The following is a 24,572-nucleotide window of genomic DNA, read 5'->3' on the forward strand; positions in this document are numbered from 1 at the left end:
GGCTAGGCTGCGGCCCGGCCCGCGGCCCTGTCGAAGCTCGCGGTGATGTGCTCGGCCAGGGCTTCGCGGTCCTCGAGCGGCAGGAACGCGGCATCCACCGCGTTGAGGGTCAGTTCGAGCAGGTCGCCGAGGTCGTAGCCGAACGTGCCGACGAGGAGTTCGAACTCGCCCGTCAGGGTCACGCCGCTCATCAGGCGGTTGTCGGTGTTCACGGTGACCTTGAAGCCCAGCTGGTACAGCAGGTCGAAGGGGTGGGCGTCGATCGTGTCGCCGAAGGCCGCGATGGCGCCTGTCTGCAGGTTCGACGACGGGCACAGCTCGAGCGGGATGCCGCGGTCACGGACCCAGGAGGCGATACGGCCCAGGTTGGCGATGCCGACCTCCTCGCCGTCGGCGGCGTCGTCGTCCGCCGATTCCTCGATCTCGATGTCCTCGGCGATGCGGACGCCGTGGCCGAGGCGCAGCGCACGTCCCGCGACGAGGGCGTCCTGGATGCTGTCCAGCCCGGCCGCCTCGCCCGCGTGCACGGTCGCGGGGAACTGCTCGGAGGCGAGGTACGTGAAGGCGTCGGCGAAGCGCGAGGGCAGGAAGCCGTTCTCCGCCCCGGCGATGTCGAAGCCGACGGCGCCGCGGTCGCGGTGGCGGACGGCGAGCTCGGCGATCTCCTGGCCGCGGTCCGCGTGCCGCATCGCCGTGATGAGCTGGCCCACCTGGATGACGCGTCCCGCGGCGATGGCCGCCGCGGCACCCGCCTCGAGGCCTTCCTGGACCGCCTCGACGGCCTCGTCGAGCGTTAGGCCCTTCTGCGTGTGCTGCTCCGGCGCCCACCGCACTTCCCCGTAGACCACGCCGTCGAGCGCCAGGTCCTCGACGAACTCCCGGGCGACCCGCGTGAGCCCCTCCCGCGTCTGCATGACGGCGATGGTGTGGTCGAAGGTCTCGAGGTACCGCTCGAGCGATCCCGAGTCCGCGGACTCGCGGAACCAGGTCCCGAGGGACTCGGCGTCCGGTGCCGGGAGCTCGTGCCCGATGTCGGCGGCGAGCTCGAGGATGGTGGCCGGCCGCAGGCCGCCGTCGAGGTGGTCGTGGAGGGAGACCTTCGGCAGGGTCCGGATGTCGATGGCAGCGTCGTTCTGGGTCTGGGTCACGCCGTCAAGCCTACGCGATGCGCCTCAGGGAGGGCTCGTCTCCCGGGCCGGCTCGGGAGAGTCCTGGGGCTCCTCGACGGCGGCCTGGAGCGGCGTCGAGCCGCGGACGAGGGCGATCACGCGGTCCACGAGGAACCCGAGGACGACGGCGATCCCGACGGCCACCGCGACGCCCAGCAGGTGGTTGTGCTGGAACCAGGTCCCCGCGACCGCGCCGATACCCACGGAGTAGCCGGCCCACACCACACCGGAGAGCGCCGTGAGGGCGACGAACCGGCGCTGCGAGTACCCGGTGGCCCCCGCCGTGAGGTTGACCGCCACGCGGCCGATCGGGATGAAGCGCGCCACCAGGATCAGTGACGCGGCCCGCTTCGCGAGTTCGTTCCCCGCCCAGGTGAAGGACCGCTGCATGCGCGGTCGCCTCATCCACCGGAAGCGCGTGGTGCCGATCCCCCTGCCGAAGCGGAAGGCGATGTTGTCGCCGAGGAACGCGCCCGCGGCCGCGACCAGGATCAGCAGCCAGGGGTTCGGCACGCCCTGGGTGAGGACGAGCGACGCGAGGCCGACGACAACGGACTCGCTGGGGAACGGCGGGAAGAAACCGTCCACGACGCAGCACACCAGCACCAGGAGGTACACCCAGGGCTGCTCCGCGGCGGCCAGCACGACGTCGCTGATGCCGTCGAGGGCACTGGTGATCGCATCCATCCTGGGGCTCCTCCGCCGGTACACCCCGTGCGACCCGCCACCAGGGGTGGAGGCGGTCGTCGGAACGGGGCCGGACGACGCCGTCGCGGTGCCGGGGGAACCGGGAACCGCTGCCGCGCGTCTGCCGTCGACGCTACCCGCGGCAGCCGTCCCGGGTCGTCGCCCTTGCGGGCGATCCGGCCCGCGGCCGGCCTCACCCCCAGGGATGAGGCCGGCGCCCGTTCCCCCTAGGGGTCGCCCCGGAGGAGGCCCGATCCGGACCTCAGACGATCCGGACTCAGGCGATCCGGACCCAGCCGATCCGGACCCAGCCGATCCGGACCTCAGGCGATGCGGTCGATGATGAGCTGCTGCGCCGGGCGGGAACCCTCCGGTGCGATCACGACGGCGTCGGCCAGCGCGTCCCGTGCACGGTCGAACTTCTCCGGGGTGTCCGTGAGCAGCGTCATCAGGGGCTCCCCCGCACGCACGGAGGCTCCCGGCTTCGCGTGCAGCCGCACGCCGGCCCCCGCCTGCACCTGGTCCTCCTTGCGGGCCCGGCCGGCTCCGAGCCGCCAAGCGGCGACGCCCACCGAGAGCGCGTCGAGGCCCACGAGCACGCCGTCGGCCGGCGCCAGGACGACCTCGGACTCCTTCGCCACGGGCAGGGTCGTGCGGGGGTCTCCGCCCTGCGCCTCGATCATCCTGTTCCAGACGTCCATCGCGCGTCCGTCCTTCAGCGCGGCCGCCGGGTCGGCGTCGTGCACGCCCGCGCACACGAGCATCTCCTCCGCGAGGCGCACGGTGAGCTCGACGACGTCGGCCGGTCCGCCGCCGGCGAGGACCTCGACCGACTCCTCGACCTCGATGGCGTTGCCGGCCGTCAGTCCGAGGGGCGTGCTCATGTCGGTGAGGAGCGCCACGGTATTCACCCCGGCGTCCCTGCCGAGGGCCACCATGGTCTCGGCGAGCTCGCGTGCCTGGGCGACGTCCTTCATGAAGGCCCCGCTGCCCACCTTCACGTCCAGGACCAGCGACCCGGTCCCCTCGGCGATCTTCTTGCTCATGATCGAGGACGCGATGAGGGGAATGGCCTCGACGGTCCCCGTGACGTCGCGCAGGGCATAGAGCTTCTTGTCCGCGGGGGCCAGTCCCGTCCCGGCGGCGCAGATGACCGCGCCCACCTCGGCGAGCTGGCGCAGCATGTCCTCGTTGCTGAGGTGCGCACGCCAGCCGGGAATGGATTCCAGCTTGTCCAGGGTGCCCCCCGTGTGGCCGAGGCCGCGTCCGGAGAGCTGCGGCACGGCGACGCCGAAGACGGCGACGAGCGGGGCCAGCGGCAGGGTGATCTTGTCGCCGACGCCCCCGGTGGAGTGCTTGTCGCTGGTGGGGCGGCCGAGCGAGGAGAAGTCCATGCGCTCACCGGAGGCGATCATCGCGGCGGTCCAGCGCGAGATCTCGGCGCGGTCCATGCCGTTGAGCAGGATCGCCATGTTGAGGGCGGCCATCTGCTCGTCGGCGATGACGCCGCGCGTGTAGGCGTCGATGGTCCAGTCGATCTGCTCGGGCGAGAGCGTGCCCCGGTCGCGCTTGGTACGGATGATGTCGACGGCGTCGAAGGCTTCGGTCATGGGGATCCTCGGATCGTGGTGCGGCTCCTGGCAGGAGCCGTGGAATGGGAAGGGGAAGAGGAGAGGCGCGGCCTGTCCGGCCGCGCCCCTGGGTCAGGCGAGGTGCTGCGGCCCGAAGGCGTCCGGCAGGACCTCGTCCATGGTGCGGATGCCGCTGACGGTCATGAGCACCATGTCCGGCGCCCGGAACTCGTACAGCAGCTGGCGGCAGCGCCCGCACGGCATGAGGGTGCTGCCCTCGCCGTCCACGCAGCTGAACGCCCGGATGCGCCCGCCGCCGCTCATGGCCAGCGCGCTCACGAGCGCACACTCCGCGCACAGGGTCAGGCCGTAGGAGGCATTCTCCACGTTGCAGCCGGAGATGATCCGGCCGTCCTGGAGCAGGGCCGCGGCCCCTACGGGGTACTTCGAATAGGGGACGTAGGCGCGTTCCATGGCGTCCCTCGCCGTGGCGGCCAGGGAGTCCCAGGGGATCTCGTCGTCGGTCATGCTGCTGAGCCTCCTAGCCCTTGATGTACGGGATACCGCTGGCGCCCGGTGCCCGCGAGCGGCCGACGAGCCCCGCGACCGCGAAGACCGTCACCACGTACGGCAGCATGCGCAGGAACTGGTCCGGCACGGGCGTGCCGAGCAGGCTGAGCACGTTGGACAGGTTCGTGGCGAAGCCGAACAGCAGCGCCGCGAAGAAGGCCCCGATCGGGTTCCAGCGACCGAAGATCAGGGCGGCGAGCGCGATGTAGCCCTGGCCCGCGGTCATGTCACGGCCGAAGCCCGAGACGGCGACGAGCGTGAAGAAGGATCCTCCGACGCCCGCGACGACGCCCGCGAGCAGCACGTTGGTGAAGCGCATGCGGTTGACGTTGACGCCGAGGGTGTCGGCGGCCTTGGGGTGCTCGCCGACGGCGCGCGTGCGCAGGCCCCAGCGCGAGTGGTAGAGCGCCACGTAGACGAGGGCCACCGCGACGTACATGAGGTAGCCCACGATGGTCTGCTGGAAGAGGATCGGGCCGATCACCGGGATGTCCGCGAGCAGCGGGATCTCGATCACGGGCAGGCGCGGGGGCGAGTTCCACCGCTCCGCGTCCTCGCTCAGCACGGCGGAGAACAGGAAGCCGGTCAGCCCGGAGACCAGGACGTTCAGCACGACGCCGACGATCACCTGGTTCACGACGTAGCGGATGCTGAAGACGGCGAGGACGAGGGACACGAGGACGCCCGCTACCGCCGCGGCGAGGAGGCCGACGAAGGCACTCCCGGACAGCGACGCCGCGACCGCGGCCGCGAACGCGCCGAACAGCAGCTGGCCCTCGATCGCGATGTTCACGACGCCGGAGCGCTCGCACAGCACGCCCGAGAGCGAACCGAAGATCAGCGGCACGGCCAGGGTGACGGATCCGGCGAGGAGACCGTAGAGGGCGACGTTGGGGGTGCGGGCGCTGCCGACGACCCACGTCAGGAACGCGACGAGGAACAGGACGGCGAAGGCGGCCAGCAGCCAGGCGGGGATCTTCCGCCCCGAGCGCGTGCGCAGGATCGCGAGGACGGCGAGGGCGATCATCGCGAGTGCCGCGAACCAGCCGATCACCGGGGCGGACACCACGATGGACGGCAGGACGATCGGGTCGTTCTCCTCCGACAGCCTGAACGTGACGTCGTTGCCCGGCGCTCCGAGTGCGAAGACGAGGAGGGCGAAGAGGGCGACGACGGAGAGGATGATCGGGTTCTTCCAGCTCCGCACGGCCACGTCGCCGGCTGCGTTCTGGCGCTCGTCGCGAGCGGTGGTTGCTGTGCTCATGCTGCTGCTCCGGTCGAGGCTGGCGTGCGGTGAGGGGTGCCGCCCTTGCCCGTGCGCGCGGCGCCCGGTGCCGGGAGGCGGAAGAGCGCACGGACGAGTGGCGGCGCCGCGATGAAGAGGACGATCAGCGACTGCACGACGAGGACGATGTCGATGCTCGTGCCCGTCGAGGCCTGCATGGCCACTCCCCCGGCGCGGAAGGCGCCGAAGAGGATGCCCGCCGCGAAGGTGCCCCACGGCGAGGACCGGCCGAGGAGTGCCACCGTGATCGCGTCGAAGCCGAAGCTCGCGGCGACGCCCGAGGTGAGGACCTTCTCGGTCCCGGAGACCTGGGCCACGCCGGCCAGGCCGGCGAGGGCCCCGGCGATGGCCATCGCGAGGATGTAGCCCCTGCTGACGTTGATGCCGGCGGTGCGGGCCGCGCTCGCGTTGGCGCCGACGGCACGGAGCTCGAACCCGACGGTCGACCGGTTGAGCAGCCACCACACGAAGACGGTGGCCAGGACGGCGACGACGAAGCCCCAGTGCAGGCGGAACGCGGGACCGAGCAGCGGCGGGTACAGGGCGCTCGCGTCGAGCTGCGGGCTGATCGGGTTCGTGGAACCTGGCCGCTGGAACGCCGGGGTGCTCAGGAAGTACAGCACCAGGTTCGTCGCGATGTAGTTGAACATGATCGTCAGGATGACCTCGTGCGCGCCGGTCCGAGCCTTCAGGAGGCCCACGAGACCGGCCCAGACGGCGCCGCCGACCATGCCCGCGAGGATCACGAGCAGCAGGTGGAGGCCGACGGGCAGGTGCAGCGTGAAGCCGATCCAGCCCGCGAACGTGGCGCCGATCAGGATCTGTCCCTGGGCACCGATGTTGAAGAGGCCGGCCCGGAAGGCGAGGGCCACGCCGAGCCCCGCGCAGATCAGCGGGGTCGCGACGGTCAGGGTCTGCGTCAGGGGGTAGATCATGCGGGAGAAGGAATCTCCGCCGAAGTTGAAGACGGAGCCCTGGAAGAGCGCGATGTAGGCGCTCGACGCCGCCGTCCAGGCAGCACCGAGGGTGGCCTGCGGGCGGCTGAAGAAGTACGACGACGCCCGCGCCACGTTCTGGTCGGTGACCGCGATGAGCACTCCACCGAGGATCAGGGACAGCACCACCGACAGGAAGGCGACGAGCGCGTTCCCCGTCATGACGCGCTGCAGGAGGGGCGACTCCGGCGCGGGTCCGCGGCTCGCCGCCGTCGCGGGTACCGCCGGAGGGGGTACCTCCCCGCCTGCCGTCTCGACGGCGTTCTCGAGGCGCACCTCGTCCTGGCGCGCGGCCTCCTTCGCTTCCCGGCGGGTCGGCGGGGCGCCGCCGTCGGGAGCCGGGGATACCGGCCGGTCGTCCTGCGGGCTCACAGGTTTCCTCCTTGGATGTCGTGTGTCTGCGCCAGGGCTTCCTCGGCGGGCATGCCGGCCATCATCAAGCCGAGCACGTCGCGTGACACGGACCCGGGGACGATCCCCATGAGGCGGCCGCGGTAGAGGACCGCGATCCGGTCGGCGAGCTCGAGGACCTCGTCGAGTTCGGTGGAGACGATGATGACGGGCGTGCCGCCGTCGCGCTCCGCGACGATCCTGCGGTGCAGGAACTCGATGGAACCGACGTCGACGCCGCGCGTGGGCTGCGAGGCGATGAACAGCTTGAGGGGCCGCGAGAACTCGCGGGCCATGACGACCTTCTGCTGGTTGCCGCCGGAGAGGGTGCCCGCGGCGGCGGACGCGGACTGCGTGCGCACGTCGTACTCGGCGATCTTCTCGTCGGCGTTCTTCTCGATGGCCGACGGGGACATGGAGAGTCCCTTCGCGAAGGGCGCGTCGTCGTACCGGTTGAGGATGAGGTTCTCGGCGACGGAGAACGTCCCGACGAGCCCCTCGACGCTGCGGTCCTCGGGGACGAAGCCGACGCCGGCGCGGATGACGTCCTTGACGCTGCGGCCCAGGAGCTCGTTCCCGCCGAGGGTGATCGATCCGGTGACGTGGTCCTGGAGGCCCATGATCGCCTCCGTGAGTTCGGTCTGGCCGTTGCCCTGGACACCCGCGACGGCGAGGATCTCGCCCTCGGCGACCTCGAAGCTCAGGCCGTCCACCACGCGCTGCCCGTTGGGGGCCTGGACGGTGAGGTCCCGGACCCGGAAGGTCACCTCGCCCGGCGCGGCCGGCTTCTTGTCCAGGGTCAGGCTGACGGCGCGGCCCACCATGAGGGACGCGAGTTCCGTGGTCGGGGCGCTGGGGTCGGCGGTTCCGACGACCTTGCCGCGGCGGACCACGGTGATCACGTCGGAGACGGCCTTGACCTCGCGGAGCTTGTGCGAGATGAAGACGATGGATGTGCCGTCCGCCTTGAGCTGCGCCATGATCCCGAGCAGTTCGTCGGTCTCCTTGGGCGTCAGGACGGCTGTCGGCTCGTCGAGGATGAGGACCTCGGCGTCGCGGACGAGCGCCTTGATGATCTCGACGCGCTGCTGGACGCCGACCGGCAGGTCCTCGACGACCGCGTCGGGGTCGACGTCGAACCCGTACTGGTCCGAGATCTGCCGGATGCGCGTCCGGGTCTCCTGCAGGTTGAGCATCCCGCCGGCCTTGGTGGCCTCGTTGCCCAGTGCCACGTTCTCCGCGACGGTGAACACCGGCACCAGCATGAAGTGCTGGTGCACCATGCCGATCCCCGCGGCCATCGCGTCGCCCGGTCCCTTGAAGGTCACCGGCTTGTCATTGACGCGGATCTCGCCCTCGGTGGGGTCGTAGAGGCCGTACAGCACGTTCATGAGCGTGGACTTGCCGGCCCCGTTCTCGCCGAGCAGGCTGTGGACCTGTCCTGGTTCCACGACGAGATCGATGGAGTCGTTGGCGACGAGCGATCCGAAACGCTTCGTGATGCCGATCAGTTCGAGTTTCACAACCCAGCCTGTTCTGTTCTGTTGTCGTCGGTGGACGTCACCGGAAAGGATACCGGCCACGGCTCCGGGGCATGCACCCGCGGCGAACGCAAACCGCCCTCCTCCCGGCGGAAAGCCCCGGGAGGAAGGCGGTTCTCGTGCGGTGCGCTGTTACTTCGGGCTGGCGGCCGAATCGACCGCGATGTCGCCGGAGATGATCTGTTCCTTCAGCTCGTCGAGCGTGGCCTGCAGATCGGCGGGGACGCTGGCCTCCTGGTCGTGGAACGGCGCCAGTGCCACGCCACCGTTCTCCAGGGTGCCGACGTACGGGGTGTTGTCGAAGTTGCCCTCGACATCGGTGCTGATGACGTCCTCGACGGCGTCGCCCATGAGCTTCATGACGGAGGTGAGGATGAACTCCTCGCCCTTGCCGGCGGTCTCGTAGCCGTCCGAGTCGACCCAGATCGCCTTGACGTCCTTGCCGCCCGCGTTCGCCTCGATGACGGCGTCGAGCGTGCCCGAGCCGACCGGACCGGCGACCGGCATGATGATGTCGGCACCCTCGTTGATGAAGTTCTGGGTGTTGGTCTTGCCTGCGGCGGCATCCTCGAAGTTACCCACGAACGTGCCGTTCTGGCTCTCCTTGTCCCAGCCGAGGAGCTGCACGTCTCCGCCGATCTCCTCGTTGAAGTAGTCCACGCCCTCGGCGAAGCCGTCCATGAAGATGGTCACGGTCGGGATGTTGATGCCGCCGTAGGTGGCCACCTTGCCGGACTCGCTGGTCGCCGCCGCTGCGTAGCCGGCGAGGAACGCGGCCTGCGCCGTGTCGTAGATGATCGGCTTGACGTTCGGCAGGTCGATCGAGTTGTCGTCGACGATCGCGAAGTTGGCATCGGTGTTGGCTTCCGCCGCTGCCTTCGTCGTGTCCGCGAGCAGGAAGCCGACGGTGACGGTGAGGTTGCACCCGGCCTGGACCATCTGGTCAACGTTGGGGCCGAAGTCGGTCTCGGCCTGCGATTCGGCCTGGTTGATCGTGATGCCGAGGTCCGTCTCGGCCTTCTTCAGGCCCTCGTAGCTGGACTGGTTGAACGAGCGGTCGTCGAATCCACCGGAGTCGGAGACGATGCAGCCGAGGTAGTCGGTGTTGGCCTCGGCGCTCGAGCCGCCACCGGCCGAGTCCTCGGCGGGCGGCGCGCCGCAGCCGGACAGGACGAGGGCCGAGACGCCGAGAACGGCGGCGGACAGGCCGGTGCCACGCGAGAATGAGCGCAGTGAGTTCTTCAAAAATGCCTCCAGGAGAGAAATGCGCCACGGGACGAATACCAGTGAGTGTCCATCACGGTCCACGATTGGATCCGAGGCTCTGTTTTCACTGGGAGACCGTGGCGCCGCGACACCGTCGGTGCAGCACGTATGCGAATATCCTAAGCGCCAAGTGATGGGGAACACTACACGGGCGGTCGGCGCGGGAGGATCGTTCGGTTTTCGTTATGCACAGGCGGCTGAGGACAGCCGGGAGGAGGTCCCGGTTCTTCCAGGACGCAGGACCCGGCCGTCAGTGGTCTCGACCGAGCACGGCCTGGAGGGCGGCGACGGCCATCACGCGGATACCGCAGGCGATCGCGCCTTCGTCGGGTGCGTAGTCCCCGCGGTGGAGGTCGTAGGTCTCGCCACCGGGGGTGCGCGTGCCCAGCCGCATCATGGCACCGGGCACCTCCTGGGTCATCCAGGCGAAATCCTCGCCGCCCATGGACTGCGGGGTGAGGACGACGGCGCCCGAACCGAGTTCGGCGCGGGCCGCGGCTTCCAGTAACCCGGTCTCCGCCTCCTGGTTCACCACCGGGGGGACGCCGCGGATGTGCTCGAGCCTCACGTCGACCCCGAACGGGGCGGCCACCTCGCGCACGGCACGGTCGAGCAGCTCGCCCGCCGATTCCCAGGCTTCCCCGTCGAGGCAGCGGAGCGTGCCGGACATGAAGCCGTGCGCCGGGATGGCATTGGGCGCGGAGCCCGCATGGATCTGCCCCCACACCACGGACACCGCACTGCGCACGTCGATGCGGCGCGAGAGGACGGCCGGGACGTTCACGGCGATGGAGGCGAGGGCGAACACGAGGTCCTCGGTGAGGTGCGGGCGCGAGGTGTGGCCGCCGCGGCCGCTGAGCTCCACGCGGATGGTGTCCGACGCCGAGGTGATGGCGCCGATACGCGTGCCGACGAGGCCGACGTCGATCCTCGGATCGCAGTGGAGCGCCAGGATCCGCGGGACGCCGGTGAGCACGCCCTGGGCGATGACGTCGATCGCCCCGCCGGGCATCATCTCCTCCGCGGGCTGGAAGATGATGCGCACCGTACCGGGCAGCGGCGCGTCGGCATCCAGGTCGGCGAGCACGAGCGCGACCCCCAGCATCACCGTGGTGTGGATGTCGTGCCCGCACGCGTGGGTGACACCGGTGGCGGCCGACGTGTAGTCCAGCCCCGTCTCCTCGACGATCGGCAGGGCGTCGATGTCCGCCCGCAGGGCAATCCGCAGGGGCCCCCGGCCGATGTCCACGTAGGCTCCGGTGCCCTCGAGCCGGTGCGGCACGAGCCCGGCCTGCGCCAGCCTGGCCACGATCAGGTCGGTGGTCCGGTGCTCCTTGTAGGACAGCTCCGGATGCCGGTGGATGTCGCGCCGGATCTCGGTCAGCTCGCCGAGCATCGGCTCGAGGGAGGCACCTACTCGGGAGATCGGCGGACTCTGGGTACTGGACGTTTCCACTGGATCAGCCTACCGACCGACGGCCCGGCACCCTCACACGATCGGACTGGCCCGTGTCATGGACGGATCGGGGTCCCGTCCTACAGCACGTCCGTGTCGCCGCTGGCGCGCAACCTCTCGACGGCCTTCTTGACCTCCTGCGCGTGCTCCTTCGTCGTGACGAGGAGCGCGTCGGGTGTGTCGACGATGACGACGTCGTCGATGCCGATGAGGGCGATCACCCGCTTGGTGTCGGAGACCACGATCCCGGACGCGTTCTCCGAGAAGACGCGGGCCCCCTCCCCCATGACCGTGAGCTCGCTGTTCTCCTCGGCAGGATTGAGGCGGCCGATGGCCGCGAAGTCGCCGACGTCGTCCCAGTTGAACTCCCCGGGGATCATGGCGACGTCGCCCGCGGCGGCGGCGGGCTCCGCCACGGCGTAGTCGATCGCGATCTTCGGCAGGGTCGGCCAGACCCGGCGGGCCACCTCCACCCTGCGTGGGGTGTCCCACGCCTCGGCGATCTCCATCAGTCCCGCGTAGAGCTGGGGCTCGTTGGCGGAGAGGTGCTTCAGCATGAGGTCGACGGGTGCCACGAACATGCCCGCGTTCCACGAGTAGTTGCCGCTCCCGATATAGCCGTCGGCGACCTCCTGCGAGGGCTTCTCGACGAACTCGATGACGGCGCGCGCGCTGGGCGCTCCCGCCGAGGCGAGCGATTCACCGGCGCGGATGTACCCGAACCCGGTGGACGCGTGGGTCGGCTTGATGCCGATCGTGACGATGTATCCCCGTGCCGCGGTCTGGATGGCCTCTCGCACCGCAGCCTGGAAGACGTCCACGGGCGCGATGACCTGGTCGGCGGCGAAGGACCCCATGATGATGTCCGGGTCCCGCTGGTGCAGGATGGCCGCCGCCAGCCCGATCGCCGCCCCGGAATCCTTCGGCTCGGCCTCGAGCACCAGGTTCAGGTCCTCGATCTCGGGCAGCTGCTCGAGCACGGCCCGGCGGTGCACCATCCCGGTGACCACCATGATGCGTCCGTCGCACAGCGGCCGGAGGCGGTCGTACGTCGCCCGGATCAGGGTGCTGCCGGACCCCGTGAGGTCGTGCAGGAACTTGGGTGCGGCCGCCCGGGAGAGAGGCCACAGGCGTGTGCCCGTGCCTCCCGCGGGGATGACGCCGTGGAAGCGGTCCAGCACGTTCTCGGGGGTCTGGGCCGCGGCCCTCTCTGTACTCATCCGTTCCACGGTAACGGACGGGCGGTGCCCGGCGGCGATCCGTCCCCCATCGGGGACGGCCCCGGCCGCGCCTCCGGCACTCGGGAGAGGACCTCCATCAGTCCCGACATGGACCCCGGCACGCACCCTCGCCACCGTCCCGGCCGGCTCCCGGTCGGCGCTCTGCCGATGCCCTGTCCGCCCCGGTGTGCACGGGTGTTAACAAGGTCACAGGGAAGGGGTGCCTAAATTGAACGGGAAGTGTCACCGGCCTACATTATTCTTATCTGAAGAGTGCTGTCGCACCGGCGTAATCCCTGCGTATAACGCGCTAACGCCCATGCGATGCAGGGAGGTAATTTCAATGCCGAAGACACTGACACCAGCAGGCACCCTCTACCGTGGCCGGGAAGGCCAATGGTCCTGGGTGGCCCACCGCATCACCGGGGTAGTGATTTTCTTCTTCCTCCTCGTGCACGTCCTGGACACGTCGCTCGTCCGCGTTTCGCCGGAAGCCTACGACGCCGTCATCGCCTCGTACAAGAACCCGATCATGGGTCTCGGGGAACTCGGCCTCGTCGCAGCCATCCTGTTCCACGCCTTCAACGGGGTCCGCGTCATCCTCGTGGACTTCTGGAAGAAGGGTCCGAGGTACCACCGCCAGATGCTGTGGGCCGTCGTAGGCCTCTGGGCGGTCGTCATGATCGCCTTCTCGATCCGCCATCTCTCGCACGTCTTCGGAGGTTAGTACCCATGGCTACCCCAACCATCGAAAGCCCCCGCTCCGGACGCGTCGCCCCGGGCTACTCACGCACCCCCGGCTCGCGCGGCAACTTCGAGATGACCGCCTGGCTCTTCATGCGCCTCTCCGGCGCCATCCTCCTGGTGCTGATCCTCGTCCACCTCTACGTGAACCTCGTCGCCGGTGACGGCATCACCGGGATCGACTTCGGCTTCGTCGCCGGCAAGTGGGCGGACCCCGTCTGGCAGATCTGGGACCTCACGCTGCTGTGGCTGTCCATGCTGCACGGCACCAACGGCATCCGCGTGATCATCAACGACTACGCCGAGAAGAACAGCACCCGTATGTGGCTCAAGGGTGTCCTGTACACGGCGACCGTGGTCATCCTGGTGCTCGGCACCCTCGTGATCTTCACGTTCGACCCCTGCCCCGTCATCGATGGGGTGGCCCACGTCGCGGACTACTGCCCCGCGCCGTAAGCCTACCCACGTCGGCAGTTCCCGCACGGCGGCCCTCCTGGGGCTCCCCCGTGCACACACACCGGTTTCAACAGAAAGAGCGACCAGCATGCAGGTCCACAAGTACGACGTCGTCATCGTCGGCGCCGGTGGCGCGGGGATGCGCGCAGCCATCGAATCAGGGCAGCGCGCCCGCACCGCCGTCCTGACGAAGCTCTACCCCACCCGGTCCCACACGGGTGCGGCGCAGGGCGGCATGTGCGCTGCACTCGCCAACGTCGAGGAGGACAACTGGGAGTGGCACACCTTCGACACCGTCAAGGGCGGCGACTACCTCGTCGACCAGGACGCGGCCGAGGTCATGGCCAAGGAAGCCATCGAGGCGGTCCTCGACCTCGAGAAGATGGGCCTCCCGTTCAACCGCACCCCCGAGGGACGCATCGACCAGCGGCGGTTCGGCGGCCACACCCGCGACCACGGAAAGGCCCCCGTCCGCCGGTCCTGCTACGCGGCGGACCGTACGGGACACATGATCCTGCAGACGCTCTACCAGAACTGCGTCAAGCACAACGTCGAGTTCTACAACGAGTACTACGTCCTCGACCTGCTCATGGTGGACGAGGAGGTCACGGTCGACGGCGTGACGCGCATCCAGAAGCGCGTCGCCGGCGTCGTCTCCTACGACCTGGCCTCGGGTGAACTGCACATCTTCCAGGCCAAGTCCGTCGTCTTCGCCTCGGGCGGAGTCGGCAAGGTCTACAAGACGACGTCGAACGCCCACACCCTGACCGGTGACGGCATGGGCATCGCCTTCCGCCGCGGGATCCCCCTCGAGGACATGGAGTTCTTCCAGTTCCACCCGACCGGCCTCGCCGGACTGGGTATCCTGCTCTCCGAGGCCGCCCGCGGCGAGGGCGCCATCCTCCGCAACTCGGAGGGTGAGCGCTTCATGGAGCGCTACGCCCCCACCATCAAGGACCTCGCCCCGCGTGACATCGTCGCGCGGTCCATGGCGAACGAGGTCCGCGAGGGCCGCGGTGCCGGACCGAACAAGGACTACGTCCTCCTCGACCTGACGCACCTCGAGCCCGCGCACATCGACGCGAAGCTCCCGGACATCACCGAGTTCGCCCGCACCTACCTCGGCGTGGAGCCCTACACGGAGCCTGTCCCGGTCTTCCCGACGGCGCACTACGCCATGGGCGGCATCCCGACGAACATCAAGGCCGAGGTCCTGGCGGACAACGACACCGTGGTCCCGGGCCTCTACGCCGCCGGCGAGGTCGCGTGCGTCTCGGTGCACGGATCGAACCGCCTCGGCACCAATTCGCTCCTGGACATCAACGTCTTCGGGAAGCGCGCAGGGCTGGCCGCGGCCGAGTACGCCCTGACGGCCGACTTCGTCGAGATCCCCGAGAACCCCACGGTCGAGACCGAGGAGCTCCTCAACCGCGCACGCAGCTCGGAGGGCGGAGAGCGTGTGGCGCAGATCCGCAAGGAGCTGCAGGACATCATGGACGCGAATGTCCAGGTGTTCCGCACCGAGCAGACCCTGATCGAGGCCCTCCGCGTGATCGATACGCTGGAGGAGCGGTACACGCGGATCACCGTGCAGGACAAGGGCAAGCGGTTCAACCTCGATCTCCTCGAAGCCGTCGAGCTCGGGTTCCTCCTCGACATGGCGAAGGTCATGACGGCGGCGGCCCTGCACCGCAAGGAGTCCCGTGGTGGCCACTTCCGCGAGGACTACCCGGAGCGTGACGACGAGAATTTCATGACCCATTCCATGGCCTACAAGGATCCCAGCGCCACCGAGACGAGTGGCGTCCGCCTTGAGACCAAACCGGTTATCTTCACCCGATACCAGCCCATGGAGCGTAAGTACTGATGAGCACCGAAACGATGGAAAAGGAGCCGGCCTCCAAGGTCGAGCTCGCGCCCGGCGTCGGCGGCGGTGGAGAGATCCCCACGTTCGACATCACCCTGAAGGTCCGCCGCTACAATCCCGAGGTCTCCGACGACGCCCACTGGGACGAGTGGAAGCTGACCATGTACGGCACGGACCGCGTGCTGGACGCGCTGCACAAGGTGAAGTGGGAGCATGACGGCTCCGTCTCCTTCCGCCGCTCGTGTGCGCACGGCGTCTGCGGCTCCGACGCCATGCGCATCAACGGACGTAACCGCCTCGCCTGCAAGACCCTGCTGAAGGACCTCGACACGTCGAAGCCCATCCTCGTGGAGCCCATCAAGGGCCTGCCCGTGGAGAAGGACCTCATCGTCGACATGGAGCCGTTCTTCCAGTCCTACCGCGAGATCATGCCGTTCCTGATCAGCAAGGGCCACGAGCCCGCGAAGGAGCGCCTGCAGTCCGCCGAGGAGCGCGACCGCTACGACGACACCACCAAGTGCATCCTGTGCGCTGCGTGCACGTCGTCCTGCCCCGTCTTCTGGACCGACGGCCAGTACTTCGGACCCGCGGCGATCGTGAACGCGCACCGTTTCATCTTCGACTCGCGCGACGACGCCGGGGACATGCGCCTCGAGATCCTGAACGACAAGGAAGGCGTGTGGCGTTGCCGCACCACCTTCAACTGCTCGGAGGCATGCCCCCGCGGCATCCAGGTCACGAAGGCGATCTCCGAGGTCAAGCAGGCGATCCTGACCCGCAAGGTCTGACCGCCACCGGCGATCACGCAGTCCAGCTGCCGAGAAGGGCGGCCCGCATCGGCGGGCCGCCCTTCGTCGTTCCCGAGGTCTCCCGGGCACCTCGTCGCTGCGAGCAGGACGGGCGGATCGGGTCAGCTCAGGTCACGGCGGGTCAGGGCGGGTCACGGCGGGTCAGGGCGGGTCAGGTGGGAGGATTCCCGGTCCCCGGCTTCCGGCGGCTCCGCTGCCGCAGCGTGCCGCCCTTCGCGTGGTGTTCGCGCTCCGCCCGGGTCAGGGCGTCGGCCGACCCCACCGCGCACCAGGCCGTCGCCAGCAGGTAGACCTGGCTGAGGAGGAAGAACCAGATGAACAGCGCCAGGATCACGGCGAAGGACAGCAGCAGCGGGTTGTTGCCGAAGGTGCCCAGGATCTGCGTCGAGAAGGTCCGCAGCAGTGTCGTCCCGAGCCCGGCGATGACCGACCCCTGGAGCAGGATCCGGCGCGGCATCTGGATCGCCGACGCCGAGTGGAACAGCACCACGGCCACGAGGATGTCCAGCAGGATCATCACGGCGAATCCTGCCGCCTGCGTCAGCACCTGGCTCACTGCTGCCAGGTTGAGGATCGCCAGGAGTGCGCCCAGCGAGTTGGTGGCGACGATACCCAGTCCCGTCGTCACAAGCATGATGACACCGAGCACCGCGAGCGTGCCCAGATCCTTCAGCCAGAGCACGATCGGGGGTGCCGCGACGGGCTGGAGGGCGAAGATCCCGCGCATCGCCTGGCGCATCCCCCCGATCCAGCCGAGCGCCGTCACGAGCATCACGGCCGAGGAGACGACGATCGTCCAGCCCAGGCCACTGGTCGCGTCGAAGAGACGGGCAGGGGTCACGAGTCCCCGCCCCTCCTCGCCCCTGTCGATCAGTCCCGGCACCGCCCGGTCGAGGGCGTCGACGGAGAGATCCCGGAGGTCCGCATCCCCCGCGACGACGAGGCCGAGCGCGGCGAACCCCACGACCAGGAGTGCCGCGATCGCGAAGAACAACCGGTACGCCAGTCCGGCCGCCATCAGTGGGCCCCGGCGCTCGTTGTACAGCAGCACGACGCGCACGGGTCGCAGGGTGTAGAACCGGCAGATCGCGAGGTCGAGCCGCGCCAGCAGGAGCTCGGAGCCCCCGCTTCCGGACCGGGTCAGCCGGCCCAGACGGACCTGCGCGTCGAGGACCTTGCGGCGGAGGTCCGGCAGGCTGGCGGGCGAGGGCTGGTCAACCTGCGGCGGCTTCGGAGCCGTCAGCGACTTCGCCAAAATGCAGCTCCTCCCTCAGCTTCCACAGGCCCGACGGCACGTGCTCGTAGAGTCCCATGGATCGCACCTCGAAGGATGCCTCGAAGGCGTGGAGCTCCTCGACAGCGGCGTCCATGCCGGCCTCGGACACATCATGCGCCACCGTGACGTGCGGATGGAAGGGGAAGTCCAGGTCCCGTTCCAGCGGTCCGGTCTGGAGCCGCGCGTGCAGCTCCACGCACTCGTCGAAGCCCTCGACGAGCTTCAGGAACACCACGGGCGAGACCGGCCGGAAGGAACCGGTGCTGCGCAGGCGCACCTCGAAGGGCCGCTGCGCGCGGGCGACCGCCCGCACGTGGTCGATCGTCGCGTCCCAGTCGGACGCCGGCGTCGTCGTGATGAGGGTGATGTGCGGGGGCACGACGGCCGCCATGGGGTCCCCGAACGACGCCCGCCACGATTCCAGGGCACCGGCGAGGGGCTCGGGGATCGGGATGGTGATCCCGACGCAGCTACCGTCCACGCCGGATCCGGCCATGGTCGTCACCGCTCCGCTGGGCTGACCGGTCGAGGCGCACATGGATCAGAGGACTCCCGCGGCGGGGAGGAAGCCCACGCGGGCGTAGACGTCGGCGAGCGTGGGGGCCGCGAGGTCCCGGGCCTTCGCCGCACCCTGCGCGAGCAGGCGGTCGAGTTCCGCGGGGTCGGACAGCAGTTCCTCCGCCCGGGTCCGCACGGGCGCGAGCGCCTGGACGACGACGTCGGCGAGATCCACCTTCAGGTGCCCGTACATCCGTCCCTCGTACTCCGCCTCCAGCTCGGCGATGCCCTTGCCGGACAGCGCCGAGTAGATGGACAGCAGGTTCGAGATGCCCGGCTTCTCCGCGGTGTCGAAGCGGATCTCCGTTCCGGCGTCGGTCACCGCCGACCTGATGCGCTTGGCCGTGACCTTGGGATCGTCCAGCAGGTTGATCAGCCCGGTCACCGAGGACGCGGACTTCGACATCTTCGCCGTCGGGTTCTGCAGGTCGTAGATCTTCGCCGACTCCTTCTGGATGAAGGGCTTCGGGACAACGAAGGTGTCCCCGAAGCGGGAGTTGAAGCGCTGCGCCAGGTCCCTGCTCAGTTCGACGTGCTGCCGCTGGTCCTCGCCGACCGGCACGCCGTCGGGCTGGTACAGGAGGATGTCCGCGGCCTGCAGGACGGGGTAGGTGAAGAGGCCCACGCTGGCGGCATCCGTGCCCTGCTTGGACGCCTTGTCCTTGAACTGGGTCATGCGCGACGCCTCGCCGAAGCCGGTGAAGCAGTTGAGCACCCAGGCCAGCTGGGCGTGCTCCGGCACGTGGGACTGGACGAAGAGGGTGGCCCGGTCCGGGTCCACACCTCCGGCGATGTACTGGGCGGCCGTGAGGCGCGTACGGTGCGCCAATTCCTGCGGGTCCTGCGGCACCGTGATCGCATGGAGGTCGGGGATGAAGAAGACGGCGTCGTAGGTCTCCTGCAGGCGTACCCAGTGCACGAGGGCACCGAGGTAGTTGCCGAGGTGCAGCGAGCCGGCGGACGGCTGCATGCCGGAGAGGATGCGCTGCCGCCGGTTCGGGGCCGGGGCGGGGGCGGGTGTCGTCATGGAAGCTGTCCTGCACTCTGGATCTGGTAGTCGACGACGAGAGGGGCGTGGTCGGAGAACCTCGTGTCCCAGCTCGGCGCCCTGTCGACGTCGGCGCTCAGTGCGCTCTTCGCAAGGGCCTGCGTGGCCAGCTGGTAGTCGATGCGCCAGCCGGTGTCGTTGTCGAACGCCTTGCCCCGCCATGACCACCAGGTGTACGGACCCTCGACCTCGCCCGCCAGGAGCCGTGCGACGTCCACGAAACCGCACTCGTCCGAGAAGAAGCGGTCGAAGTAGGCGCGTTCCTCGGGCAGGAAACCGGCCTTCCTGACGTTGCCCTTCCAGTTCCGGATGTCGAGCTCCGTGTGGCCGACGTTGAGGTCGCCCATCACCACGGCATGGTCGGCGCCGTCCCTGAGCTGGGGCAGCCGTGTGGTCATCGCGTCGAGGAAGCGGTACTTGTCGTCCTGCTTCTGCGTGCCGACCTCGCCGGAGTGCACGTAGGCGCTCACGACCGTCAGGCTCGCGCCGTCGACCTCGAAGTCCGCCTCGACCCACCGGCCGGCGGTCTCGAAGTAGCTGTCGCCGATGGTGGTGCGCGTCGCCGTGGGCGCCCGGCGGGAGGCGACGGCGACCCCGGCACGGCCCTTGGCGTCGGCCTCGGTGTGGAGGATGTGCCACCCGTCCCCGAGCAGGTCGCGGACCACGGCGTCGGGGGCCCGGACCTCCTGCAGGCAGAGGATGTCGACGTCCCGCCCGTCCAGCCATTCCTGCATGCCCCGCTTGTAGGCGGCACGTATTCCGTTGACATTGACGGAGGCGATGCGGAGGGGATTCTGCGGAGGGTTCGATGCCGGACTCACTCGATCAACCTTACCCCGCACGATATTCCGATTCATCTCCGACGGGGGCCCGTCAGTCGACGACGGTGCCCTCCACGGGGCCGTCGGTGGACCCCTTCATCATGGAGCGGGCATTGTGCGAGGTGATCTCGATCGTCTCGAGTGCGCGCTCGACCATTCCCTCGTCCCGGCCGAGGTATTCACGCACGACTCCGACCTGCACCTGGACGATCTTGAAGCTGTGGTCCAGCTTGAGGTCCCGGGCCCTGTCGACGGCGACCGGAGCGGCCTGCCCCTGCCCGCCGAACCCCGCATGCCCCTGGAGGCGGGACGCGGCCTTGCGCGCGGCCGAGCGGAGGCTGAACACGACGAAGCTGAAGACCAGGAGCCAGCCGAGGGAGATGATCACCACCAGCCAGCCGACGACGTCGTTCTGGTTCGCGGCGAAGACCACGGCGACCAGGAACACGACGAGCATGATCGCCATCCCGGCGCTGCCCATGCGCATGCTCATACCCCGGCCCGCGGGCCGGCCATTACTTCCCAGTGACTGCATCCGACCATTCTCCCGCATCGTCCGGGCGCCTCCCGCTCCTTCCACCGCGGGCGAACTGTCAGGCTTCCCCAAGGTTTCTTCCATCTCCGCCCATCCGTGACCGGGGTCACCGCGAAGTACTGTCGTGCGCGCCCTACGGTGCGCTTCATTCGCACTACGGAGGACTTACCCATGAACAAGAAGATGCGTCTCCTCGCAGTACCGGCCCTCGCCATCAGCGCTGTCGCCCTCGCCGGGTCTCCCGCGATGGCCGCAGACGGCTCCTACTCGTCCACCCTCGGCCAGCTGAACGGCACCACGGGCTCCGGCACGATCACGCTCGACGTCACCGGTGACAAGGCGATGGTCAACCTGCAGGTCTCCGGTCTCGCCCAGACCTTCATGGACGCCCCGTACCCCCACGTGCAGCACATCCACGGTGGCGCCAAGGGCGTCTGCCCCACGCCCGCCGACGACGCCAATGGCGACGGGATCATCAACGTCGCCGAGGGTGTCCCGGGCTACGGAGACATCCAGACCACGCTCACCACCTCCGGCGCCACCACCCCTGCCGAGGGCCTGAACCTGCAGCTCGGTGGCCAGGGCGGGACCTACTCGATCCAGCGCGAGATCACCCTCGATGCCGCCACCAAGGCATCGCTCGAAGCCGGCACCGCCGTCGTCGTCGTGCACGGTCTCGATCCCGCCACGGCCGGCGTGTCCCCGGAGGTCTTCGGCAGCCCGTCCGAGATCGCTCCCGAGCTCCCGCTCGGCGCGACCTCGCCCGCACTGTGCGGCACCCTCGCCGCGACCCAGATGGGCGCCATGCCGTCCGGCGGAGCCGACACCGGTGTCGCCACCGAGTCCTCCTCCAACTCCGCGGGCATGATCGCCCTCGGCAGTGGCCTGGTCCTGGCCGCAGCCGCCGGCGGAACCTACGCAGTCCGCCGCCGCGCGACCAACGCATGATCCTGATCGCTTCCCGTGATCAGTAAGGTAACCGGCCGCCGCTGGGGCTTCACCGCCCCGGCGGTGGCCGCCCTTTTCCTCCTTGCCGGCTGCGGAACCGGGGACGCGCCCGCAGCGACCCCGGACTCCCCGTCGGCCCCTGCGAGCAGCTCCGCCGGTCCTGCGTCCGCTGCACCCGGTCCGGCCGTGCCCTCGGCGGCTGCTGCCACGGAGCCGGCCGCTCCTGCGGCCCCACCGACGGCACAGCCTGCCGTGCTCGCCGCCTCGGCGCCGGTCACGCTGGAGATCCCGTCTATCGGCGTGCGGACCGATCTGCTCACCCTCGGCCTGCGGGAGAACCGGAGCCTGGAGGTTCCGCCGGACGGCCCCGGCGCCCCGGCGAGCTGGTACGACCGGTCCCCCACCCCGGGCGAACGCGGACCCGCCGTGATGCTCGGGCACGTCAATGCGACCGACGGCGGCAAGGGCGTCTTCGCCGACCTGCGCTCCCTCTCCTCCGGCGACCGCATGAACGTCGTCCGCGAGGACGGCACCACGGCGGTCTTCGAGTTCCAGCGCGGCGAGGCCTACCAGAAGGACGAGTTCCCCACCCTGACGGTGTACGGGAACACTCCCGGCTCGGAGCTGCGCCTGATCACCTGCGACGGCTACAACCCGGAGACGGGCGCCTTCGACGACAACTACGTGGTCTACGCGACGCTGGTGGTGTGAGGGCTACCTCAGGAACAGCTTCCGCAGGCGCAGCGTGGTCAGCAGCATGCCGACCACGATCATGACGAGGAAGTAGCAGAGGTGGAGCACGGCGGCCGGGGTGAACGAGGCGATGCTGATCTGGCGCAGCAGCTCGACCCCGTGCCAGAGCGGCAGGGCCTGGATGAACCACTGGAGGCCCTGCGGGTAGACGCTCAGCGGATAGAAGGTGGCCGAGAACAGGAACATCGGGAGCATCACGAAGTTGATCCACTCCATCTGCTGGAAGGTCTTCATGTAGCTCGTGATCCCCATGCCGAAGGACGCGAACCCGAACGCGATCACGACAGATGCGGGGATCACGAGCAGGGCCACGGGTGTGGTGACGAGTCCCATCACGGCCATCACGGCGGTGAAGCCTGTGGCGTACATCGCTCCGCGGAGCAGGGCGAGGAAGATCTCACCGATGGCGACGTCGAGCGGCCCCAGCGAGGTGTAGAGCATGCCCTGGTAGAGCTTCGCGAAGTTCATCTTGAAGAACACGTTCCACGTGCTGTCGTACACGGCCCCGTTCATCGCGGAGACGGCCAGCAGCGCCGGCGCGATGTAGGCCGCGTAGCTGATCTGCTCGCCGTTCGGTCCGGCGACGGTGCCGACGAGTGCCCCGAGCCCCACTCCCATCGAGACGAGGTAGAGCACGGGTTCGAAGAATCCGGACACCATGATCAGCCAGTTGCTGCTGCGCGTCGCCAGCAGGCCGCGCGCGATGACCGCCTTCGCGTTGCGCGAGTAGAGCGCCGCCAGGGGCCGCTTCGACCCACTGAGGGCATAGTCCCGGGCCGTCAGCTGCGCGCTCATCTCCCGAGCCTCCTCGCGTACACGGTGCGGGCCCTGCGCCAGCCGATCACGGCGAGGACCAGCAGGAACAGCACGTGCACGACGGCGAGCCACGCCGGTACGTCGTACCCGTACGTGAGTGCCCGGCCGAGTTCGGTGCCGTGCCACAGCGGCGAGATCCAGCCGATCCACCGCAGGAACACGGGCAGCGTGTCGAGCGGGAAGAAGGTGCCGCTGAAGAGGAACATCGGGGTCACGACGAAGCGCATCACGAGGGCGAACTGGCCCTTGTCCTCCTCGACGCCGGCCGAATAGGCCATCAGCGGGAGGCCGAACGCGAGGCCGCTGAGGACGGCGACCGGGATGGCTGCCGCGCCGGCGGCGGACGGGGAGGCGCCGAACGCCGCGACGATGAGGAAGTAGATGATCGTCGTCGCCGTCAGGCGCGCCATGATCGCGATGATGTGCCCGTTGACGATCTGGTCCGTGCTGAGCGGCGATGCGTGCGGGCCGTAGTAGACGCGCCGCCACTTGAATCCGTCCATGACCGGGTAGGTGAACTCGGTGGCCGCCGTCATGATCGTCGCCGACGCCAGCAGGGCGGGGGCGAGGAAGGCGAGGTAGCCGACACCGCCGAACGCTCCCGCTGCGGTGCGGTCGACGAGCGTCGCGAGCCCCACCCCCATGGCGAACAGGTACAGGACCGGTGTGCCCACGCTCGAGGCGAGCAGCGTCCAGCGGTAGCTGTTCATGGACCGGAGCACGTGTTCGGCGTAGTACCAGGAGCCGAACGTCCGGGCGCGCGCCGCTGACACCGCCGGCGGGTGGGCGGAGGGTCGGTAGGGCGGTGCTGCCGTTTCCTGCACGCGGGCGGGTGTCGGGTCAGTCAACGAGGCTCCTTCCGGTCAGGCGCAGGAAGACGTCCTCGAGCGACGAGCGCCGGACGAGCGACGTGATCGGCCGGAGCCCGCGCGAGGTCACCTGTTCCAGGGCCGCTTCGCCGTCGTCCGCGTAGATGAGCACCCGGTCCGGCAGCGGCTCGAGGCGTTCCCCGATACCCTGCAGCTCCGCCGCCACTGTGGTGTTGCGTTCGGACCCGAACCGCAGTTCGAGGACCTCCCGGGTCGAATGGTCGCGGATGAGCTGCGCCGGCGACCCCTCGGCCATGATCCGGCCCTTGTCGACGACGACCAGGCGGTCGCAGAGCTGCTCGGCCTCGTCCATGTAGTGCGTGGTGAGGATCAGTGTCACGCCCGACTCCTTGAGCCGGAACAGGCGGTCCCACAGGATGTGGCGCGCCTGGGGGTCCAGCCCGGTGGTGGGCTCGTCGAGCAGCAGGATCTTCGGCTCGTTGATCAGGGAGCGGGCGATGGTCAGGCGCCGCTTCATGCCGCCCGACAGCGCATCCACCTTGGCCGTGGCCTTGTCCGTGAGCTGCGCGAACTCGAGCAGTTCGTCGGCCTTGGGCCTGAGGTAGCTCATCGGCAGGCCGAAGTACCGGCCGTAGACGAGCAGGTTGTCGCGCACCCGCAGTTCCTCGTCGAGGTTGTCCTGCTGCGGGACCACACCGAGATGGGCGCGGACCTCCGGACCGTGCTCCTCCGGGTCGAGGCCCATGATGGTGAGCCTGCCCGAGGTCCGCTGCGAGACACCGCCGATCATCCGCATCGTCGTGGACTTGCCGGCCCCGTTCGGCCCCAGCAGGCCGAACGACTCGCCCGCGGGGACGTCGAAGGAGATGCCGTCCACCGCCCGGAAGTCACCGTAGTGCTTGCTGAGCTGCTGGGCGGAGATGACCGGTGGTCCGGAGGGGGTCGTCGACACCTGCCCAGC

The 24,572-nt window shown here is 69.2% G+C and carries 24 protein-coding genes; 6 read left to right on the forward strand and 18 right to left on the reverse strand.

Annotation, left to right across the window (positions count from 1 at the left end):
* Positions 1 to 2: 2 nt before the first annotated feature.
* From ACX80L_RS06080 to ACX80L_RS06125, 10 genes are all read right to left on the reverse strand, one after another.
* Positions 3 to 1,148 carry an adenosine deaminase gene (locus ACX80L_RS06080; protein WP_133082754.1) on the reverse strand — a complete coding sequence of 382 codons (1,146 nt, stop codon included), beginning with the start codon at positions 1,146 to 1,148 and terminating at the stop codon, positions 3 to 5.
* A 24-nt stretch (positions 1,149 to 1,172) separates the two neighbouring features.
* A complete protein-coding gene (locus ACX80L_RS06085) occupies positions 1,173 to 1,856 on the reverse strand; it encodes a VTT domain-containing protein (RefSeq protein ID WP_133082753.1) in 684 nt (227 codons plus the stop codon).
* A gap of 323 nt (positions 1,857 to 2,179) precedes the next feature.
* The gene (locus ACX80L_RS06090) at positions 2,180 to 3,466 is read right to left on the reverse strand and encodes a thymidine phosphorylase (protein ID WP_459288348.1); all 1,287 of its coding nucleotides are present in this window, start codon (positions 3,464 to 3,466) and stop codon (positions 2,180 to 2,182) included.
* A gap of 93 nt (positions 3,467 to 3,559) precedes the next feature.
* Complete coding sequence (locus ACX80L_RS06095) at positions 3,560 to 3,955, reverse strand: cytidine deaminase (protein ID WP_459288350.1); 396 nt, start codon at positions 3,953 to 3,955, stop codon at positions 3,560 to 3,562.
* 13 nt (positions 3,956 to 3,968) lie between these two features.
* On the reverse strand, positions 3,969 to 5,261 hold the full coding sequence (locus ACX80L_RS06100; protein ID WP_459288352.1) for an ABC transporter permease: 1,293 nt from the start codon (positions 5,259 to 5,261) through the stop codon (positions 3,969 to 3,971).
* Positions 5,258 to 6,649 carry an ABC transporter permease gene (locus ACX80L_RS06105; protein WP_459288354.1) on the reverse strand — a complete coding sequence of 464 codons (1,392 nt, stop codon included), beginning with the start codon at positions 6,647 to 6,649 and terminating at the stop codon, positions 5,258 to 5,260. The genes ACX80L_RS06100 and ACX80L_RS06105 overlap by 4 nt, the downstream gene beginning before the upstream one ends.
* Entirely contained in the window at positions 6,646 to 8,190 is a 1,545-nt protein-coding gene (locus tag ACX80L_RS06110) for an ABC transporter ATP-binding protein (RefSeq protein ID WP_133082748.1), read from the reverse strand. The genes ACX80L_RS06105 and ACX80L_RS06110 overlap by 4 nt, the downstream gene beginning before the upstream one ends.
* A 150-nt stretch (positions 8,191 to 8,340) precedes the next feature.
* A complete protein-coding gene (locus ACX80L_RS06115) occupies positions 8,341 to 9,453 on the reverse strand; it encodes a BMP family lipoprotein (protein ID WP_459288357.1) in 1,113 nt (370 codons plus the stop codon).
* A 271-nt stretch (positions 9,454 to 9,724) separates the two neighbouring features.
* On the reverse strand, positions 9,725 to 10,870 hold the full coding sequence (locus ACX80L_RS06120) for an amidohydrolase (protein ID WP_432206149.1): 1,146 nt from the start codon (positions 10,868 to 10,870) through the stop codon (positions 9,725 to 9,727).
* A gap of 140 nt (positions 10,871 to 11,010) precedes the next feature.
* Positions 11,011 to 12,150 carry a sugar phosphate nucleotidyltransferase gene (locus tag ACX80L_RS06125; RefSeq protein WP_133082746.1) on the reverse strand — a complete coding sequence of 380 codons (1,140 nt, stop codon included), beginning with the start codon at positions 12,148 to 12,150 and terminating at the stop codon, positions 11,011 to 11,013.
* Between the two features lie 343 nt (positions 12,151 to 12,493).
* On the opposite strand from ACX80L_RS06125, the gene sdhC reads away from it, so the two are divergent.
* From sdhC to ACX80L_RS06145, 4 genes are all read left to right on the forward strand, one after another.
* On the forward strand, positions 12,494 to 12,877 hold the full coding sequence (gene sdhC / locus ACX80L_RS06130) for a succinate dehydrogenase, cytochrome b556 subunit (RefSeq protein ID WP_133082745.1): 384 nt from the start codon (positions 12,494 to 12,496) through the stop codon (positions 12,875 to 12,877).
* Between the two features lie 5 nt (positions 12,878 to 12,882).
* On the forward strand, positions 12,883 to 13,350 hold the full coding sequence (locus ACX80L_RS06135; protein ID WP_133082744.1) for a succinate dehydrogenase hydrophobic membrane anchor subunit: 468 nt from the start codon (positions 12,883 to 12,885) through the stop codon (positions 13,348 to 13,350).
* Between the two features lie 88 nt (positions 13,351 to 13,438).
* A complete protein-coding gene (gene sdhA, locus ACX80L_RS06140; protein WP_459267573.1) occupies positions 13,439 to 15,217 on the forward strand; it encodes a succinate dehydrogenase flavoprotein subunit in 1,779 nt (592 codons plus the stop codon).
* A complete protein-coding gene (locus ACX80L_RS06145; RefSeq protein WP_133082742.1) occupies positions 15,217 to 16,005 on the forward strand; it encodes a succinate dehydrogenase iron-sulfur subunit in 789 nt (262 codons plus the stop codon). Before sdhA ends, ACX80L_RS06145 begins: the two co-directional genes overlap by 1 nt.
* Positions 16,006 to 16,177: 172 nt before the next feature.
* Here ACX80L_RS06145 and ACX80L_RS06150 read toward each other — a convergent pair whose 3' ends face one another.
* The 5 genes from ACX80L_RS06150 to ACX80L_RS06170 are packed head-to-tail and all read right to left on the reverse strand — an operon-like array spanning position 16,178 to position 20,264.
* Positions 16,178 to 17,281 (reverse strand): YihY/virulence factor BrkB family protein, encoded by a 1,104-nt coding sequence (locus tag ACX80L_RS06150; RefSeq protein ID WP_459288360.1) that lies wholly within the window; start codon positions 17,279 to 17,281, stop codon positions 16,178 to 16,180.
* Positions 17,241 to 17,840: a 2'-5' RNA ligase family protein gene (locus tag ACX80L_RS06155; RefSeq protein ID WP_133082740.1), complete on the reverse strand. Its 600-nt coding sequence runs from the start codon at positions 17,838 to 17,840 to the stop codon at positions 17,241 to 17,243. The genes ACX80L_RS06150 and ACX80L_RS06155 overlap by 41 nt, the downstream gene beginning before the upstream one ends.
* Positions 17,841 to 17,843: 3 nt before the next feature.
* Positions 17,844 to 18,887 (reverse strand): tryptophan--tRNA ligase, encoded by a 1,044-nt coding sequence (gene trpS, locus ACX80L_RS06160; protein WP_459288362.1) that lies wholly within the window; start codon positions 18,885 to 18,887, stop codon positions 17,844 to 17,846.
* Positions 18,884 to 19,765, reverse strand: coding sequence for an exodeoxyribonuclease III (locus ACX80L_RS06165; protein ID WP_459288364.1), 882 nt, complete (start codon positions 19,763 to 19,765; stop codon positions 18,884 to 18,886). Before ACX80L_RS06165 ends, trpS begins: the two co-directional genes overlap by 4 nt.
* A 16-nt stretch (positions 19,766 to 19,781) precedes the next feature.
* The gene (locus ACX80L_RS06170; protein ID WP_133082737.1) at positions 19,782 to 20,264 is read right to left on the reverse strand and encodes a hypothetical protein; all 483 of its coding nucleotides are present in this window, start codon (positions 20,262 to 20,264) and stop codon (positions 19,782 to 19,784) included.
* A gap of 171 nt (positions 20,265 to 20,435) precedes the next feature.
* On the opposite strand from ACX80L_RS06170, the gene ACX80L_RS06175 reads away from it, so the two are divergent.
* Both ACX80L_RS06175 and ACX80L_RS06180 read left to right on the forward strand, forming a co-directional pair.
* Positions 20,436 to 21,212, forward strand: coding sequence for a hypothetical protein (locus ACX80L_RS06175; protein WP_459288366.1), 777 nt, complete (start codon positions 20,436 to 20,438; stop codon positions 21,210 to 21,212).
* 15 nt (positions 21,213 to 21,227) lie between these two features.
* Positions 21,228 to 21,923: a sortase domain-containing protein gene (locus ACX80L_RS06180; RefSeq protein ID WP_133082735.1), complete on the forward strand. Its 696-nt coding sequence runs from the start codon at positions 21,228 to 21,230 to the stop codon at positions 21,921 to 21,923.
* Between the two features lie 3 nt (positions 21,924 to 21,926).
* Here the strand turns inward: ACX80L_RS06180 and ACX80L_RS06185 are convergent, their stop codons facing one another.
* The 3 genes from ACX80L_RS06185 to ACX80L_RS06195 are packed head-to-tail and all read right to left on the reverse strand — an operon-like array spanning position 21,927 to position 24,563.
* Positions 21,927 to 22,760 (reverse strand): ABC transporter permease, encoded by an 834-nt coding sequence (locus ACX80L_RS06185; protein WP_208740648.1) that lies wholly within the window; start codon positions 22,758 to 22,760, stop codon positions 21,927 to 21,929.
* Positions 22,757 to 23,629 carry an ABC transporter permease gene (locus ACX80L_RS06190; RefSeq protein ID WP_459288368.1) on the reverse strand — a complete coding sequence of 291 codons (873 nt, stop codon included), beginning with the start codon at positions 23,627 to 23,629 and terminating at the stop codon, positions 22,757 to 22,759. Before ACX80L_RS06190 ends, ACX80L_RS06185 begins: the two co-directional genes overlap by 4 nt.
* A complete protein-coding gene (locus tag ACX80L_RS06195) occupies positions 23,622 to 24,563 on the reverse strand; it encodes an ABC transporter ATP-binding protein (protein WP_208740647.1) in 942 nt (313 codons plus the stop codon). The genes ACX80L_RS06190 and ACX80L_RS06195 overlap by 8 nt, the downstream gene beginning before the upstream one ends.
* Positions 24,564 to 24,572 lie beyond the last annotated feature (9 nt).

It is taken from the genome of Arthrobacter sp. MDT1-48-3 (assembly GCF_054511015.1).